A 14,334-nucleotide genomic window follows, 5' to 3' on the forward strand; every position below is an offset into this window, starting at 1 on the left:
GAACCGAGACTGACAGATGCCGCACCGCTCTGTCAACCGCCGTTTCCGGCCCACGACCGGTCGCATACACATGCACTCGAATAAATAACCTTGCAGCACTGGGTGATATGCGGTCTCATCGAGAGGTGACGCTTTCCCTGCTGCTCAGCTTTATCGGCCTGTGCATTCTGCTGTCGATCACGCCCGGCCCGGATTCGTTTCTGGTGCTGCGCTTCTCGATCGTGGACGCACGCCCCGGCATCGCCGCGGCGGTCGGCTCGGCGCTAGGTGGCATCGTCTGGGCGGTGGTGGTCGCGGCCGGGGTCGCCGCGCTGCTGGAACAGTCCGCGACGGCCTACCGGACGCTCAAGGTCATCGGCGGAATCTACTTGGTGTACTTGGGAATTCGGGCGCTGCTCGCGCACCGCAAACAGCGCCCGGCCGGCACCGCTCAGGCGTCCGGGCAGCCGAGCCCGGGCGAGGCGATATCGATTCGCTCGGCGTTCGCCGCGGGCCTGGTGTCGTGCATGTTCAACCCGAAGGTCGGGCTGTTCTACCTGGCGGTGCTGCCGCAATTCCTCACCGATGTCACCTTCGTGAACACCCTCGCGCTCGGCGCAATCGAATGCACCGTCGCCGCCGTGGAGATGATCCTGCTCGCTCTGCTGGCCGCCCGGGCGGTCGCCATGCTGCGCCGCCCCCGGGTCCGCGATCGGCTCGAGCAGATCAGCGCGGCTATCCTCGCCGCACTCGGCATCGGCACCGCAGCCTCGGCCGCGTAATCCGTTACGTCGGCCGATTCTCCTTGCGCCACAGCAGCACCGATGCGATCAGCGAGACAACGGCAGCGGCGGTTAGCCACCAGAACGCCTGCCGGAACCCGGCATCCACCGGCAATCCGGCATCGGCCGCGCGATACAACACCACCGCCAGCAACGCCGCCCCGATCGATCCACCGACCCGCTGCAGGATATTGACGAACGACGCCGCATCCGGAATTTGCTCGGGCCGCACCGACGCATAGGCCGCGGCCACGATCGGCATCCCGGTCAGCCCGGTCGCCATGCCGCGAATCAGCAAGAGCGCCTGTATCACAACAGGATTCATCGAGGCATCACCGAGCGCGAACGGCACCGAGACGGCGACGGTGACCGCACTGCCCACCACCGCGACCACACCGCCGCCGTACCGATCGGTCAACCGTCCGCCGATCGGCATCGCGATGATGCCGCCGAGCCCGAACGACATCAGCAGCAACCCCGTCGCTACCAGTCCGTCGCCGTGCAGGACCTGAAAGTACAAGGGCAGCACCAGCATTGCCCCGAACATCGAGGCACCGGCGAAGAAGTTCGCCACATTCGCCGTCGCGAACACCGGATGCCGGAACAGTCCAACATCGAGCAGACTCGCACCGCGCCCGCGCACCGACCGGGCCACGAACAGACCGAGTGCCAGCACGCCGACCACCACCGACATCCACACCGTCGGCGCGGAAACGCTACCGCGACTGCCGAATTCACCCAGCCCGTAGACCAGTGCCGACAGACCTATCGCGATCGACGCGAATCCGGTGGCATCGAATCGGCCTCCGGTATCGCTCGTCGCCGAACGCGGCAGCACCCGCCGTGCCAGCACGAATGCCACCAGCCCGAACGGGATATTGATCAGGAACAGCCACTCCCAGTCCAGGTTCGCGAGCATGACGCCGCCGATGGTCGGCCCGATCGCGGGTGCGGCGACCACCGCGATCCCCACCACGCTCATCACCCGGCCCAGCCGATGCGGACCGGCGACCTGACCGATCAGCGTCTGCCCCGCGGGCACCAGCAAACCCGCGGCCAGCCCCTGCGCGATCCGCAATCCGATGAGCCAGCCGATATTCGGCGCCAGCGCACACAACCCCGAGGTCACGGTGAACCCGGCGAGCGCACTCAACCAGACCCGGTCCATCCCGAACCGGCGTCCGAGCCAACCGCACAGCGGCAGCGTCACGGCGAGTGCCAGCAGATATCCGCTCGCGATCCACTGCGCACTATCCAGTGCCGCACCGAGATCCGTGGCGATGGTGTTCAGCCCGATATTGACCAGTGACGTATCCAACATGCTCATCACGGCGCCGAAAACCACCACACCGGCGACCCGCCAGACCCGAGCGGGGATCGGTTCGAGTGCGGGTGCGGCAGCGGCGACGGCCGTTCGAGTATCCGACATGGATCCTCCGCTATTCGTAGACAACCTAGATTGCGGAGGTTATCAACAATCTTGTTGCTCAACAATAGATACAATTGCCCAATGCCCGCCGACTACATCCATCCCCGCGGCCTGCTGCGCTTCCCGACCTACGCGCTCGGCAAGCTGCACAAGGCCGTGCACGCCGAAATGGGCACGTCACTGCGCGAACATTGGGTGCTGGTCTGCCTGGAGGAGTTCGACGACCTGTCCCAGCAGCAGGTCTCCACCGCGCTCGGCATCGATCGCAGCGAGGTGGTCCGGCTGATCGACGGCCTGGAGGCGGCCGGGTTCGTGATCCGCACCCGCGATTCGGTGGACCGGCGCAAGTACCGGCTTTCCATCACGCAGGCCGGACGGGCCGAGCGCCGCAAGACCGATGAACTCATCGAACAGGCCGCCGAGCGGGTGCTGTACCGGCTCGATGACGAGGAGCGGCGCACCCTGCACCGCCTCGCCCTGAAGGCGCTCGGCGAAGATCTCTGAGCCCACCGCGCCAACCGACCACCCGGTTCGGTCGACGACAGTCAGCCGATACCGCAGGTACCGTGGACAGTTGGTCACCGTGGTGTTTGCCCACTGGTAACCCTCTTGTGAAACAACAACTCGGGAAGCGCTAGGCAGGTCTATGAGAGGTGGGCAGGACGTAATGCTGCAGCCGCAGGTCGACACCGCGGCGGGCGAGGACCCGGCGACCGGACTCCCCACGCCCCATCCCTTACTTCGCGCCGCACTCGCACCGCAGGTCAGGACCCTTGTCGACATTCTGAACAGCACCGCGCAGGCCCACCCCGAGGCACCCGCGATCGATGACGGCCGCGTAGTGCTCAGCTATACGGACTTGCTGGCCGAGATCGACGAAGGTGTCGTCCGATTGACGGCGGCAGGCGTTCATCCCGGCGACCGGGTCGGGGTCCGCATGCCCTCCGGCACATATGAGCTTTACGTCACCATCCTGGCCATCCTCTTCGCCGGTGCGGCGTACGTCCCGGTGGACGCCGACGATCCGGAGGAGCGCGCCCGACTGGTCTTCGGCGAGGCCGGGGTCACCGCGATCGCGACGGCCGCTGGCATCGAGCCGACGTTGGCCGCCGCCGAGCGATCCGATCGGGTCCGCGATACCTCCGCCGAATCGACCATTCGACCCACCCCCGATGACGGCGCGTGGATCATCTTCACCTCCGGATCAACCGGAACCCCGAAGGGTGTCGCGGTCTCCCACAGCAACGCCGCAGCATTCGTCGATGCCGAAGCGCGCCTATTCCTCCAGGACGCCCCGATCGGCCCCGGCGACCGTGTCCTGGCCGGACTCTCGGTCGCCTTCGACGCCTCCTGCGAGGAGATGTGGCTGGCCTGGCGCAATGGCGCCTGCCTGGTGCCCGCGCCCCGCGCCCTGGTCCGCACCGGCGCGGATCTCGGGCCCTGGCTGGTCCGTCGCGAAATCAGCATCGTCTCAACGGTTCCCACGCTGGCCGCGACCTGGCCCGCCGAGGCGCTCGACTCGGTCCGACTACTGATCTTCGGCGGGGAGGCGGTGCCGCCCGAACTCGCCGAACGCCTCGCCGGACGGCCCGTGGGGCGCGCGACGGACCCGGACGAGGAAGCCGATCGCATTGGGCCCCACGCCGATTCGGATCGCGAGGTGTGGAATACCTACGGCCCCACCGAAGCCACCGTTGTCGCCTGCGCGGCGCGGCTCGACGGCGGTTTCCCGGTCCGGATCGGACTCCCGCTGGACGGCTGGGATCTGACCGTGATCGATGCCGCCGGTAATCCGGTGGGCGAGGGCGAATCCGGCGAACTCGTGATCGGCGGTGTCGGCCTGGCCCGCTACCTCGATCCGGCCAAGGACGCCGAAAAGTACGCTCCCCTACCGTCACTCGGCTGGGAACGCGCCTACCGCAGCGGCGATCTGGTCCGCAATGACAGCGCCGGTCTGGTCTTCCTCGGCCGCGCCGATGACCAGATCAAACTCGGCGGCCGCCGCATCGAACTCGGCGAGATCGATAGCGCGCTGCAACACCTACCCGGCGTGACCGGCGCCGCGTCCGCCATCCGATCCACCAGGGCGGGCAATAAGATCCTGGTCGGCTATCTCACCGGTACCGCACCGGATTTCGACCTGTCCGCCGCCAGAGCCCTACTCGCGGAACAACTTCCGGCCCCACTGGTCCCCAGGCTCGCCATCGTCCCCGACCTGCCCACCCGCACCTCGGGCAAGGTCGACCGCGACGCGCTGCCGTGGCCGCTGCCCAACGACGCCGACGGCCCGCGCCCCGATCTCACCGAGACCGAGCAATGGATCGCCGGACTGTGGGATTCGATCCTCGGCGCGCAGGTCACCGGTCCGGACATCGACTTCTTCGACCTCGGCGGCGGTTCGCTCGCGGCCGCCCAACTGGTCACCGCCCTGCGTGAACGCTATCCGCGCATCGCCGTCGCCGACCTCTACGACCATCCCCGCCTGGGCGCACTCGCCGAGCTACTGGACGAGACCGCACCGGAGGAGGCGGTCCGAACCCGGATCGTGCGCCCCACCCCGCTCGGCGCCCAATGGGCGCAGGTACTCGCCACCATTCCGCTGACCACCCTCACCGGAATGCAGTGGCTCACCTGGCTGGCCATCGTCGGGAATATCGCCGGCTGGTCCGGCTCGCTGCCATGGCTGCCGCATCTGTCGTGGTGGTGGACCCTGGCCGCCTTCCTGCTGTTCATCTCCCCGCCCGGTCGCATGGCGATCTGCGCGACGGGTGCGCGTGTGCTGTTGCGCGGCATCGCGCCCGGCAGCTACCCGCGCGGTGGCTCGGTGCACCTGCGGCTGTGGGCGGCGGTCCGGTTGTCCGAGGCCAGCGGCGCCGAAAGCCTTTCCGGCGCACCGTGGATGGTGCCGTTCGCGCGGGCGCTCGGCGCGAAAATCGGCACCGGCATCGATCTGCACACGCTGCCGCCGGTCACCGGCATGCTCGAACTCGGCGACGGCTGCAGCGTGGAACCGGAGGTCGACCTCTCGGGTTACTGGATCGACGGTGATGTCGTGCACATCGGGCCGATCACCATCGGCCCCGGCGCCGTGATCGGGGCGCGGTCGATCCTGTTGCCCGGCAGCAAGATCGGCAAAAATGCCGAGGTCGCGCCCGGCTCCTCGGTAGCGGGCAAGGTCAAGGCCGAACAGGAGTGGGCGGGCTCGCCAGCGGCGAAGGTCGGTAAGGCACAACACCGTTGGCCCGATCACACCCCCGCGCGGGCCGCGCACTGGGTGGCGATCTTCGGCGTGACCTCGATGGCGTTGGCGGCCATGCCCATTCTCGGCCTGGCCACGGGCGGCGCGTTCATCGCCTGGTTCATCCGCGACGCCCGCACCCTCGCGGGCGCGCTCGGCCGCGGCTTCGCGATCCTGCCCGTCGCCACCCTGCTCAGCCTGACCGTATACGCCGTGACGACGGTGCTCGCGGTTCGACTGCTCAGCATCGGACTCACCGAGGGCCACCACCCCGTCCGCAGCCGGGTCGGCTGGCAGGCGTGGTCCACCGAGCGCCTGCTGGACTCGGCGCGCACCTTCCTGTTCCCGCTCTACGCCAGCCTGCTGACCCCACTGTGGCTGCGGCTGCTCGGCGCGAAGGTCGGCAAGCGCGTCGAGGCCTCCACGGTGCTGTTGCTGCCGAAATTCACCACCGTCGCCGACGGCGCGTTCCTCGCCGACGACACCATGATCGCCAGCTACGAACTCGGCGGCGGCTGGCTGCGCATCGGCGAGGCGAAGGTCGGCAAGCGCGCGTTCCTGGGCAACTCCGGAATGACCGCGCCCGGTCGCCGGGTGCCGAAAAATGGTCTGGTGGCGGTGCTTTCGGCCGCACCGTCCAAGGCGAAGGCGGGTTCGTCCTGGCTGGGCAGCCCTCCGGTCCGGCTGCGCCGCGCCTCCGAGACCGGCGATACCGAACGCACCTTCGACCCGCCGCTACGGCTCGAGATATTCCGCGGCATCGTCGAAACCTGCCGGCTGATACCGGTATTGGTGACCTTCGCGATCGGCCTCGGCGTGCTGTTCACGCTGGCCTGGATCGCGGCATCGGCGGGCTACCTGGTCGCCGCACTGCTCTGTGGTTTGGTGCTGATGGCCGCCGGTGCGATCGCCGGCATCAGCTCGGTCATCGCGAAGTGGTTGCTGGTCGGGCGAATCGGCGCCGAGGAGCATCCGCTGTGGAGTTCGTTCGTGTGGCGCAACGAGGTTGCCGACAGCTTCGTCGAAACCGTTGCCGCGCCGTGGTTCGCCCGCGCCGCGACCGGCACCCCGGTGCTGAACCTGTGGCTTCGTGGACTCGGCGCGAAGATCGGCCGCGGGGTATGGTGCGAGTCCTATTGGCTACCGGAGGCGGACCTGGTGACACTCGGTGACGGCGCGACCGTGGAACGCGGCTGTGTGGTGCAGACCCACCTCTTCCACGATCGAATCATGGCCATGGACACCGTCACCCTCGGCGCCGGCGCCACCCTCGGACCGCATTGCGTCGCCCTGCCCGCCGCCAGCATCGGCGCCGGCGCGACCATAGGTCCCGCGTCGCTGGTCATGCGCGGTGACACCGTGCCGCCGTCCACCCGCTGGTGGGGAAATCCGATCGCGCCCTGGTCGAGTGCGGCACCGAGACTCAGCGAGGCCGGAGCGGCCAACTGATGCCGGGCAAGTTCTACGAAGCGCCCATCGACGAATACCTACCGCAGAACGGAAATCGGGGCTACCGGGTATCGCGGTACGAACTGGAGCTCACCTACAAGGTCACCAGCAACCGCCTGGCAGGCCGGGCTGCGATCACCGCGGTGACCACCGCCGTGCGGGATCGTTTCGCGCTGGACCTGTCGCAGGCGCTCACCGTCGCCAAGGTCTTCGTCAACGGCACCAAGGCCGCGAAGTACATCCACCAGCACGGCAAGCTCGTGATCACGCCACAGCACCGGATTCCGGCGGGCGGGGTGCTCGCACTGGTCGTCCAGTACGCGGGCGTGCCGAAGCCGGTGCGCGGCCCGTGGGGCGAGGTCGGCTGGGAGGAGCTGACCGAGGGCGCCCTGGTCGCCAGCCAGCCCAACGGCGCCGCATCCTGGTTCCCCTGTGACGATCACCCGAGTTCCAAAGCCAGCTACCGGATTTCGATCACCACCGACACCCCGTACTACGCGCTGGCCAATGGCACCCTGGTCCGCAAGCAGACCAAGGCGAGCCAGACCACCTGGATCTATGAACAGCCCGAACCGATGTCGAGCTATCTGGCCACCATCCAGATCGGGCACTACCAGAAGCACCGCATCGCTGGCGCACGCGGCTCGGTGCCGATGCAGGCCGTCGTCCCGGCCCGGCTGCGCGCCGACTTCGAGCACGACTTCGAACGCCAGCCGCAGATGATGGAGCTGTTCATCGAGAAGTTCGGCCCGTATCCCTTCGACGGGTACACCGTCGTCATCACCGACGACGAACTGGAAATCCCGATCGAGGCCCAGGGCATCTCGGTCTTCGGCGCCAACCACTGCGACGGCCGCCGCGGCGCGGAACGCCTCGTCGCACATGAACTAGCGCACCAGTGGTTCGGCAACAGCCTGACCATCCGGCAATGGCGCGATATCTGGCTGCACGAAGGCTTCGCCTGTTACGCCGAATGGATCTGGTCGGAGGCCGCGGGCGGGCCCACCGCCGACCAGCTGGCTCGCGCCGCCCGGCACAACCTGTCCAGGGAACCGCAGAACATCGTGATCGGCGATCCCGGCCCGCAGCGCATGTTCGACGATCGGGTGTACAAACGCGGCGCCCTGACGCTGCACGCGCTGCGCCTGGAACTCGGCGAACTGGCCTTCTGGGATCTGCTGCGCGAGTGGACGATTCGCTATCGGCATGCGTCGGTCAGCACCGAGGAATTCACCGATCTGGCCGGCCACTACAGCCTGGTGCCGCTGCGGCCGCTCTGGGATGCCTGGCTGCTCGCCGAACCGCTGCCGCAGCTGCCGCCCTTCGGCGGGCAGGCCATTTGACGCGCTCTCAGAACACCAGGTAGCGCGCGGCCAATTCTTCGATCAGCGGATCGTCGTCCGGGACGCTGTTCAGGGCGTCGAGATCGGCTTCGACGGAGATCTGGCGGGGGTCGTCCTGTTCCTGGTCGAGGGCACCGTCCTCGGCGAGCTGACGCAATAGCTTCGCCCGCACCCGGTCCTTCAGCGAATCACTCATGATCGAAGCCCCTGCCGACTAGACCGGCGTGAGCCAGGTCCCCCACGGTGTATTGCGCAGCACCGTATAGCCGATGAGCAGCGCGAAGAACACCCACATCGTGGTGTGGTTGATCCTCGGCAGTCGCATTCGCTCACCGCGCCAGGCGCGGAGCGACCAATCGCCGATCCACAATGCGAAGGCCAGGAACAGCGGCAGCACGAGCAGATTGCTGTGCACCGCATCGAGGATCCGGCCGTCGGTCAGGTTGTGCACACCGCGCATGCCGCCGCAGCCGGGGCAGTAGAAGCCCGTCAGTGCGTAGACCGGGCAGATTCCGTACGAGCCTTCGTTGTGTGGATCGCGCAAATGCAGCAGGACCGCGGCGCCGACGCCGACGCCCGCCGCGAGAAGTGGCCAGCCCATGGCGCGCAGCCCGGTGCGCCTCGCCTCGGCGGCTGGTTCGGGGTGCACAGCCGAGTCCGGCTCCAGGTGCTCGACCGGTTCCGGTACCGCGTGCCGCATCTCCACAAGAACCAACGGTAGCCGCGGCCGACCCACCGCCGCCACAACTGAGACATCTCTTCCGAGCCGCCGCGACTTCCCCGGCGACTTCCACCCGGGCGACCAGGTCTGCCTGGTAATGCCCGCGGATATCGCCGACTTCCTCGCCCCCCAGCCGCACCCTCCGCATGAGGGTGCGGCCGTTTCGTTACGTGCGGGATGGGATTGCGGTTGGCCCAGGGGAATTGGGGCACCGAGTGCGGTAACGGGCGGGTCGACCTGGGGCGATATCCAGGAAGAAGCTACTCGCGCGCGATGTTTCTTCTAAAAGGCACTATAGGCCGACCTATTTTCGGGTATCCATCCGATAGAGCCAGGATTTCCGTCACCGAGCGCTAGCAGCAGCAAGCACTCTGCTTGCACTGTACTGTGGCGGCAGACACAAAGGAGTGCTCAAATGCTGGTCAAGTCGATGAGGACGCTGGCTGACGTGCGCGGAGACGAACCGTTGACCGCCGCGTACCGTGCCGGACTTCGGTCTCGGACCTACCGGACCGCCTCGCTCAACTCCCCTGCCGCCGCGCCCGAGGTCATCCCGGTCACCACCGCGGACGGGGCCAAGCTCAGGGTCCACGCCTATGGTCCCGCCGACGGCGACATCATCGTCTTGATCCACGGCTGGAGCTGCTGCATCGAGTACTGGAACCCGCAGATCAACGCCTTCGCCGACCGCTATCGCGTCCTCGCCTACGATCAGCGCGGCCACGGCGAGAGCACCCTCGGCAGCGCCGGTCCCGGCGCGCACACCCTGGCCGACGACCTCGAGGCCGTCCTCGAGGCCACCCTCCCGTTCGGCAAGCGCGCCGTCCTCGTCGGTCACAGCATGGGCGGGATCACCCTGCAGGCATGGGCATCTCGGTATCCGGAACAGGTCACCCGGCGCGCCTCGGCCGTCATCATGGCCAACACCGCCGCCAGCGATATCCGCTACGAAACCGACCTGCTGCCGCTGCTCAACAAGCCGCTCATGGTGGCCAAGCGAACGGTGAAGGTACTCGGCGCCAGCGTCCGGGTCCCGCTCGTCATCGCGGAAACCGCACTCACCGCGCCGGTTCCGCTGCCGGGCGGCTGGCCGGTCAGCGCGGTCTTCAAGGCCCGGGTGATGTCCAAGCCCGCCACCCGTGACGAGGTGGACTTCTCGCTCGGCATCATCCGATCGTGTCGCCCGCTCACCCGCGGCCTGCACGCCGCCGCCCTCGCAGACCTGGACCTGGGCGATGCCGCCAAGCACCTGACGGTTCCGACCACGGTCATCGCGGGCGCCGAAGACCACCTGCTGCCCGAGCGCATGTCCCGCCCGATCGTCGCGGCACTGACCAACGCGGGCCACCTCGCCGACTACCAGGTCTGGCCCACCGGCCACCTCGGCAATATCGAGGCCGCCGACCGCTTCAACACTCTCCTCGCCGAGGTAGCCGAGCGCGCCAACCCCAGCAAGGCCGCCGCGGGCTGACCCCGAATTCTTCTGGGGCTGGTCAACGGCGCCCGGCCCCAGAAGAACTCCCTGGAACACCATTGCCGGGATATCAGCCCGGCTTGATATTGGCGTTGCGGTGGAAGATGTTCGCGGGGTCGTACTTGGTCTTGATATCGGCCAGTTTCGCGTATTTGGTGGGTCCGTAGGATGCGCGGACCCGGTCTTCGCCCGCGTCCGACATGAAATTGACATATCCGCCCTGGTTGGAAGCGAAGGGCCGCAGCGCTTCCCAGGTCGACCGCACCCACGCCCGGTCGACGGCCAATGTCTCGGCGTCGGGGCAGGCGGCTTCGATATTGCACACGTAATGCGCGGAGCGCGCGCCGCCGAACGCGGTGTCGTCCTCGCCGACGGCGGTGAAGGCGCCATCTAGCACGAAGATCGGCATGAACGACAGCGGCGATGCCTTCTTCCCGGCCTGCTCGGTCAGCACCGCGATCACCTCGTTGGAGAAGTCGTCGAGATCGAGCGCTTTTTCGTATCCGTGGATACCCCACGGCGCCGCCGCGTCGAGCATCGACTGCAATCCGGTATAGGGCATCGGGGTAATGAATTCGAAGAGTGGTTTGAGCGCACCGCGGATCGGCGCCACCATCTCGCCATGTTCTTCGGCCGTACCGAACCCGGCCACAATCAGGGCGAAGCCCGGCACGAAGTGGTATTGCTCCGGCACGAAGGGCTCCGGCGGCGCGGACAACCCGACACCGACCAGCACTCCGGACTGCCGCGGCATCGTGGGGATGTACCAACGGCACAGGCGTAGCGCGGCATCCCCCTCCGTCAGCGGCCAGAAGAAGATCCCGACGTGCACCTCGGGTCCGATCCGTTGCGCGCGATACTCGAATTCGGTGACGACGCCGAAGTTGCCGCCACCACCACGCAGCGCCCAGAACAGGTCCGGATTCTCGCTGTCGGACGCCCGCACGATCCGGCCGTCCGCGAGTACGACCTGCGCCGAGACGAGATTGTCGATCGACAGTCCGGCTATGCGGGTCAGCCATCCCATGCCGCCACCGAGGGTGAGGCCGCCGACGCCGGTATCGCTGATCACCCCGCCGGGCACCGCAAGTCCATACGCCTGGGTCGCGGCATCCATCTCCGCCAGCGTCGCCCCGCCGCCGACCTGCACGAGCTCGGCCACCGGGTCCACCACGACGGTGTTCATCACGGCGAGATTGATCATGATCCCGCCGTCGCCGACTGCCGTGCCGCTGTAGGCGTGGGCGCCGCCGCGCACAGATACCTCGAGATCGTTTTCCCTGGCGAAGGCCAGGGCCGCGGCCACGTCCTCGGGGGACAGACATTGGGCGATTACCGCGGGTCGCCTGTCGATGTCACCGTTCCAGATGGACCGAGCATGGTCATAACCCGCGTCGTCGGGACCGAATACCGGCCCGGCCATCGCGGATCGCAGTGCCCTGAAGTCGAAACTCATTGTTTGGGTCATGGCATTTCTCCAACCACCAGGTCCCCGACCACTCGTGGAAGAGCGGGTCACGCAGTCCGCGTCGCCGACTCTTGCTGCGGCACCGACACGTAGGTGGTGCTATCCGAATGCCACGCACACATCGGACGATGTGACGCGCATAACACTTTAGTGCCCGCGTGCCGGATCCGTATCGGAAGCGAGGCACAGCCGCGCCCACCGCGCCGCCCGACGCTGGGACCTCGTCCGATCGCGGCATCGAGGGCTTGTCGCGCGGGTAGCGTGATCGTGTAGCGCTCTGTGCGCTGACTGCGGGAGCCGGTGACCGGAGCGCATCTCCTAGGAATGGGAGGTGAGGATTGGCTCGGGAGCAGTGGTTCGGGCCGTACCGGTTGGAGCAGGTCCTCGGCACCGGTGGCATGGGGCAGGTCTGGCGTGCCTACGACACCGCGACCCGCCGGTACGTGGCATTGAAGGTGCTGCCCGCCACGTTGGCACAGGAGGATGCCTACCGTCGTCGCTTCGAACGGGAGGCGGAGATCGCGGCCGGGCTCTCGGAGCCGCACGTGGTGCCGATCCACGGTTTCGGGGAGATCGATGGGCAGTTGTACATCGATATGGCCTTGATCGGGGGCACCGATCTGTCGACAGTCCTGAAGGAGCGGGGGCCGATGGCCCCGGCCGCCGCCGTCGAGATCATTGTGCAGGTCGCGGCGGCGCTGGACGCGGCCCACGCGGCGGATCTGGTGCATCGCGATGTGAAACCGTCCAACGTCGTCCTGCACACGAGCGGGTTCGTCTACCTGATCGATTTCGGGATCGCCCGGCGGGAGGGGCAGACCTCGTTGACCACTGTCGGGGATACGGTCGGGACGTTCGCCTACATGGCGCCGGAACGTTTCAGCGGTGTCATCGGGGTCGGCACCGATGTGTATGCCTTGGCCTGTGTGCTGTACGAATGCTTGACCGCGCGGCGTCCGTTCGGAGACACCTCCCCCGAGCAGCAAGTGCGGGCGCACCTGACGGATCCGCCGCCGCGGCCGAGCGAAGTGAATGCCGGTGTTCCGGTGGCGCTGGATGCCGTGGTCGCCCGGGGTATGGCCAAGGATCCCGGCGGACGCTATTCCAGCGCAGGGCATTTGGCCGCGGCTGCGCGCGCCGCCCTGTCGCCGGGGCCTGCGTCGCCGGCTTCCGAGCCGACGCTGCGCCGCCCAGTCGCACCGGAGGGGACCACTCGCGTGGTGCCGACACCGGTGCCGGAGCGGGAGCAGGAAACCGCGCGTGTTCCGGTACCCGAGCGGGAGCTGGAAACTATGCGTGTTCCGGCACCGGACCACGCGCGGCCACCCGGGGCGGAACCGGTAAATGCCCCCGACGTCCGCGCATCGACATCTGAGGCGGAACCGACCGAGGTCCGATCCGCGGGGTCGGACCAGGCGATCGGTGGCGTAACGCGATCACGGCCGCGGACCCGGCGCAGGCTGCTCCTCGCCTTGGCCGCCGTGCTGATCGTGGCCTCGGGGGTCACGGGATACTGGTACCTGAACAGCGGAAACCGTCAGTCTCCTGCCGAACTCGCTGCGAATCCGGGTCGGGCTTTCGACGGCACCTACGATGTCACCTCCACCCCGCAGACCCGTAACGGGAAACCGGTCGACTCGGCGAAATATACCCGCCGATGGGTGGTCCGGTCCTATTGCTCGGAAGCGAGTGGGCCGTGCGTGGCATCGGTGACCGTGCAGAATCCAGACGTGCCGGGGAGTGTGACCATGCTTGTGGCCGACTACCGCGCCGGAGAGTGGACGATCACGATGGACGGGGGAACCGGCCGTGATTACTGCACGAGCCCGGCCACTCAGGAGCCGCTCGCCGCTCCGTTTTGGGACCGGATCGTGTTCCGAGTCGACGCCGCTGATCACTCCTCCTTTACCGGCACCAAAACCGAATATGACGGTGGGGCATGCAATGACCTGTGGGTGATCGGGATGGCGCTGCACCGCACCGGAGATGTCGACCCGGCAGTGGCCGTGGCTGCGCCCGAGAAAATCGGGCCATTGGTCGACACGTCACCCGGCGCCGCCTTGACGGGCACCTATTACGTTCTGGTTGACGTTGTTCCGGTCCCGGGTCTTGATACCCCCCCACAGCAGACCTACCGAATGGTCTTCGTCAACATCTGTTTGCGTACCGGCGATCGGTGCGCTGCGGCGCCGATCCAAGCGGAGTCGAGTGTTGTCATTCCGCTGGTGATCTTCTCCGGCGGTATGTGGAGCGCCGACTTCACGAGCGTCGAGTACTGTCCCTTATCCCCGGCGCAGCACGCACAAGTCACCAGGCATGCGGAGCTGAAGCGAACCGACCACGATCCTGGCCCGGCCAAATCGTTGTCGGGAACGGTCAAGGACACCTGGGCCGATCCCTGTCCCGGGACAACGACGGCGACCATCGGGATGACCCGCGTCGCGGAATGAG

Annotated in this window: 10 protein-coding genes; 6 read left to right on the forward strand and 4 right to left on the reverse strand. The window is 67.4% G+C overall.

Annotated elements, in window-relative coordinates; all coding sequences use genetic code 11:
• Nucleotides 1-125 precede the first annotated feature (125 nt).
• Nucleotides 126-761 (forward strand): LysE family translocator, encoded by a 636-nt coding sequence (locus ACHQ4I_RS36765; RefSeq protein ID WP_420776496.1) that lies wholly within the window; start codon nucleotides 126-128, stop codon nucleotides 759-761.
• 4 nt (nucleotides 762-765) lie between these two features.
• Here ACHQ4I_RS36765 and ACHQ4I_RS36770 read toward each other — a convergent pair whose 3' ends face one another.
• Nucleotides 766-2,190: an MDR family MFS transporter gene (locus tag ACHQ4I_RS36770; RefSeq protein ID WP_420776497.1), complete on the reverse strand. Its 1,425-nt coding sequence runs from the start codon at nucleotides 2,188-2,190 to the stop codon at nucleotides 766-768.
• A gap of 81 nt (nucleotides 2,191-2,271) precedes the next feature.
• Between ACHQ4I_RS36770 and ACHQ4I_RS36775 the strand changes: the two genes are divergently transcribed.
• From ACHQ4I_RS36775 to ACHQ4I_RS36785, 3 genes are all read left to right on the forward strand, one after another.
• Nucleotides 2,272-2,694: a MarR family winged helix-turn-helix transcriptional regulator gene (locus tag ACHQ4I_RS36775; RefSeq protein WP_420776498.1), complete on the forward strand. Its 423-nt coding sequence runs from the start codon at nucleotides 2,272-2,274 to the stop codon at nucleotides 2,692-2,694.
• Between the two features lie 163 nt (nucleotides 2,695-2,857).
• Nucleotides 2,858-6,877 carry a Pls/PosA family non-ribosomal peptide synthetase gene (locus tag ACHQ4I_RS36780; RefSeq protein ID WP_420776499.1) on the forward strand — a complete coding sequence of 1,340 codons (4,020 nt, stop codon included), beginning with the start codon at nucleotides 2,858-2,860 and terminating at the stop codon, nucleotides 6,875-6,877.
• Nucleotides 6,877-8,220, forward strand: a complete 1,344-nt coding sequence (locus ACHQ4I_RS36785) for a M1 family metallopeptidase (RefSeq protein ID WP_420776500.1) — start codon at nucleotides 6,877-6,879, stop codon at nucleotides 8,218-8,220. The genes ACHQ4I_RS36780 and ACHQ4I_RS36785 overlap by 1 nt, the downstream gene beginning before the upstream one ends.
• Nucleotides 8,221-8,227: 7 nt before the next feature.
• On the opposite strand, the gene ACHQ4I_RS36790 is transcribed toward ACHQ4I_RS36785, so the two are convergent.
• Together ACHQ4I_RS36790 and ACHQ4I_RS36795 are read right to left on the reverse strand one after the other, a co-directional pair.
• Nucleotides 8,228-8,416: a hypothetical protein gene (locus ACHQ4I_RS36790; RefSeq protein WP_420776501.1), complete on the reverse strand. Its 189-nt coding sequence runs from the start codon at nucleotides 8,414-8,416 to the stop codon at nucleotides 8,228-8,230.
• Nucleotides 8,417-8,434: 18 nt separating this feature from the next.
• The gene (locus ACHQ4I_RS36795; protein WP_420776641.1) at nucleotides 8,435-8,920 is read right to left on the reverse strand and encodes a DUF2752 domain-containing protein; all 486 of its coding nucleotides are present in this window, start codon (nucleotides 8,918-8,920) and stop codon (nucleotides 8,435-8,437) included.
• Between the two features lie 436 nt (nucleotides 8,921-9,356).
• On the opposite strand from ACHQ4I_RS36795, the gene ACHQ4I_RS36800 reads away from it, so the two are divergent.
• Nucleotides 9,357-10,412, forward strand: coding sequence for an alpha/beta fold hydrolase (locus ACHQ4I_RS36800; RefSeq protein WP_420776502.1), 1,056 nt, complete (start codon nucleotides 9,357-9,359; stop codon nucleotides 10,410-10,412).
• 73 nt (nucleotides 10,413-10,485) lie between these two features.
• Here ACHQ4I_RS36800 and ACHQ4I_RS36805 read toward each other — a convergent pair whose 3' ends face one another.
• Nucleotides 10,486-11,883, reverse strand: coding sequence for an FAD-binding oxidoreductase (locus ACHQ4I_RS36805; protein ID WP_420776503.1), 1,398 nt, complete (start codon nucleotides 11,881-11,883; stop codon nucleotides 10,486-10,488).
• 338 nt (nucleotides 11,884-12,221) lie between these two features.
• Between ACHQ4I_RS36805 and ACHQ4I_RS36810 the strand changes: the two genes are divergently transcribed.
• Nucleotides 12,222-14,333 (forward strand): serine/threonine-protein kinase, encoded by a 2,112-nt coding sequence (locus ACHQ4I_RS36810; protein WP_420776504.1) that lies wholly within the window; start codon nucleotides 12,222-12,224, stop codon nucleotides 14,331-14,333.
• Nucleotide 14,334 lies beyond the last annotated feature (1 nt).

Source organism: Nocardia nepalensis (assembly GCF_048910785.1).
GTDB lineage: Bacteria > Actinomycetota > Actinomycetes > Mycobacteriales > Mycobacteriaceae > Nocardia > Nocardia nepalensis.

Excerpts from the sequence above, each read along its gene's own strand:
- ACHQ4I_RS36770 (WP_420776497.1), bottom strand. The coding sequence starts at position 2,190 with ATGTCGGATACTCGAACGGCCGTCGCCGCTGCCGCACCCGCACTCGAA.
- ACHQ4I_RS36775 (WP_420776498.1), top strand. The coding sequence starts at position 2,272 with ATGCCCGCCGACTACATCCATCCCCGCGGCCTGCTGCGCTTCCCGACC.
- ACHQ4I_RS36780 (WP_420776499.1), top strand. The coding sequence starts at position 2,858 with ATGCTGCAGCCGCAGGTCGACACCGCGGCGGGCGAGGACCCGGCGACC.
- ACHQ4I_RS36785 (WP_420776500.1), top strand. The coding sequence starts at position 6,877 with ATGCCGGGCAAGTTCTACGAAGCGCCCATCGACGAATACCTACCGCAG.
- ACHQ4I_RS36790 (WP_420776501.1), bottom strand. The coding sequence starts at position 8,416 with ATGAGTGATTCGCTGAAGGACCGGGTGCGGGCGAAGCTATTGCGTCAG.
- ACHQ4I_RS36795 (WP_420776641.1), bottom strand. The coding sequence starts at position 8,920 with ATGCGGCACGCGGTACCGGAACCGGTCGAGCACCTGGAGCCGGACTCG.
- ACHQ4I_RS36800 (WP_420776502.1), top strand. The coding sequence starts at position 9,357 with ATGCTGGTCAAGTCGATGAGGACGCTGGCTGACGTGCGCGGAGACGAA.
- ACHQ4I_RS36805 (WP_420776503.1), bottom strand. The coding sequence starts at position 11,883 with ATGACCCAAACAATGAGTTTCGACTTCAGGGCACTGCGATCCGCGATG.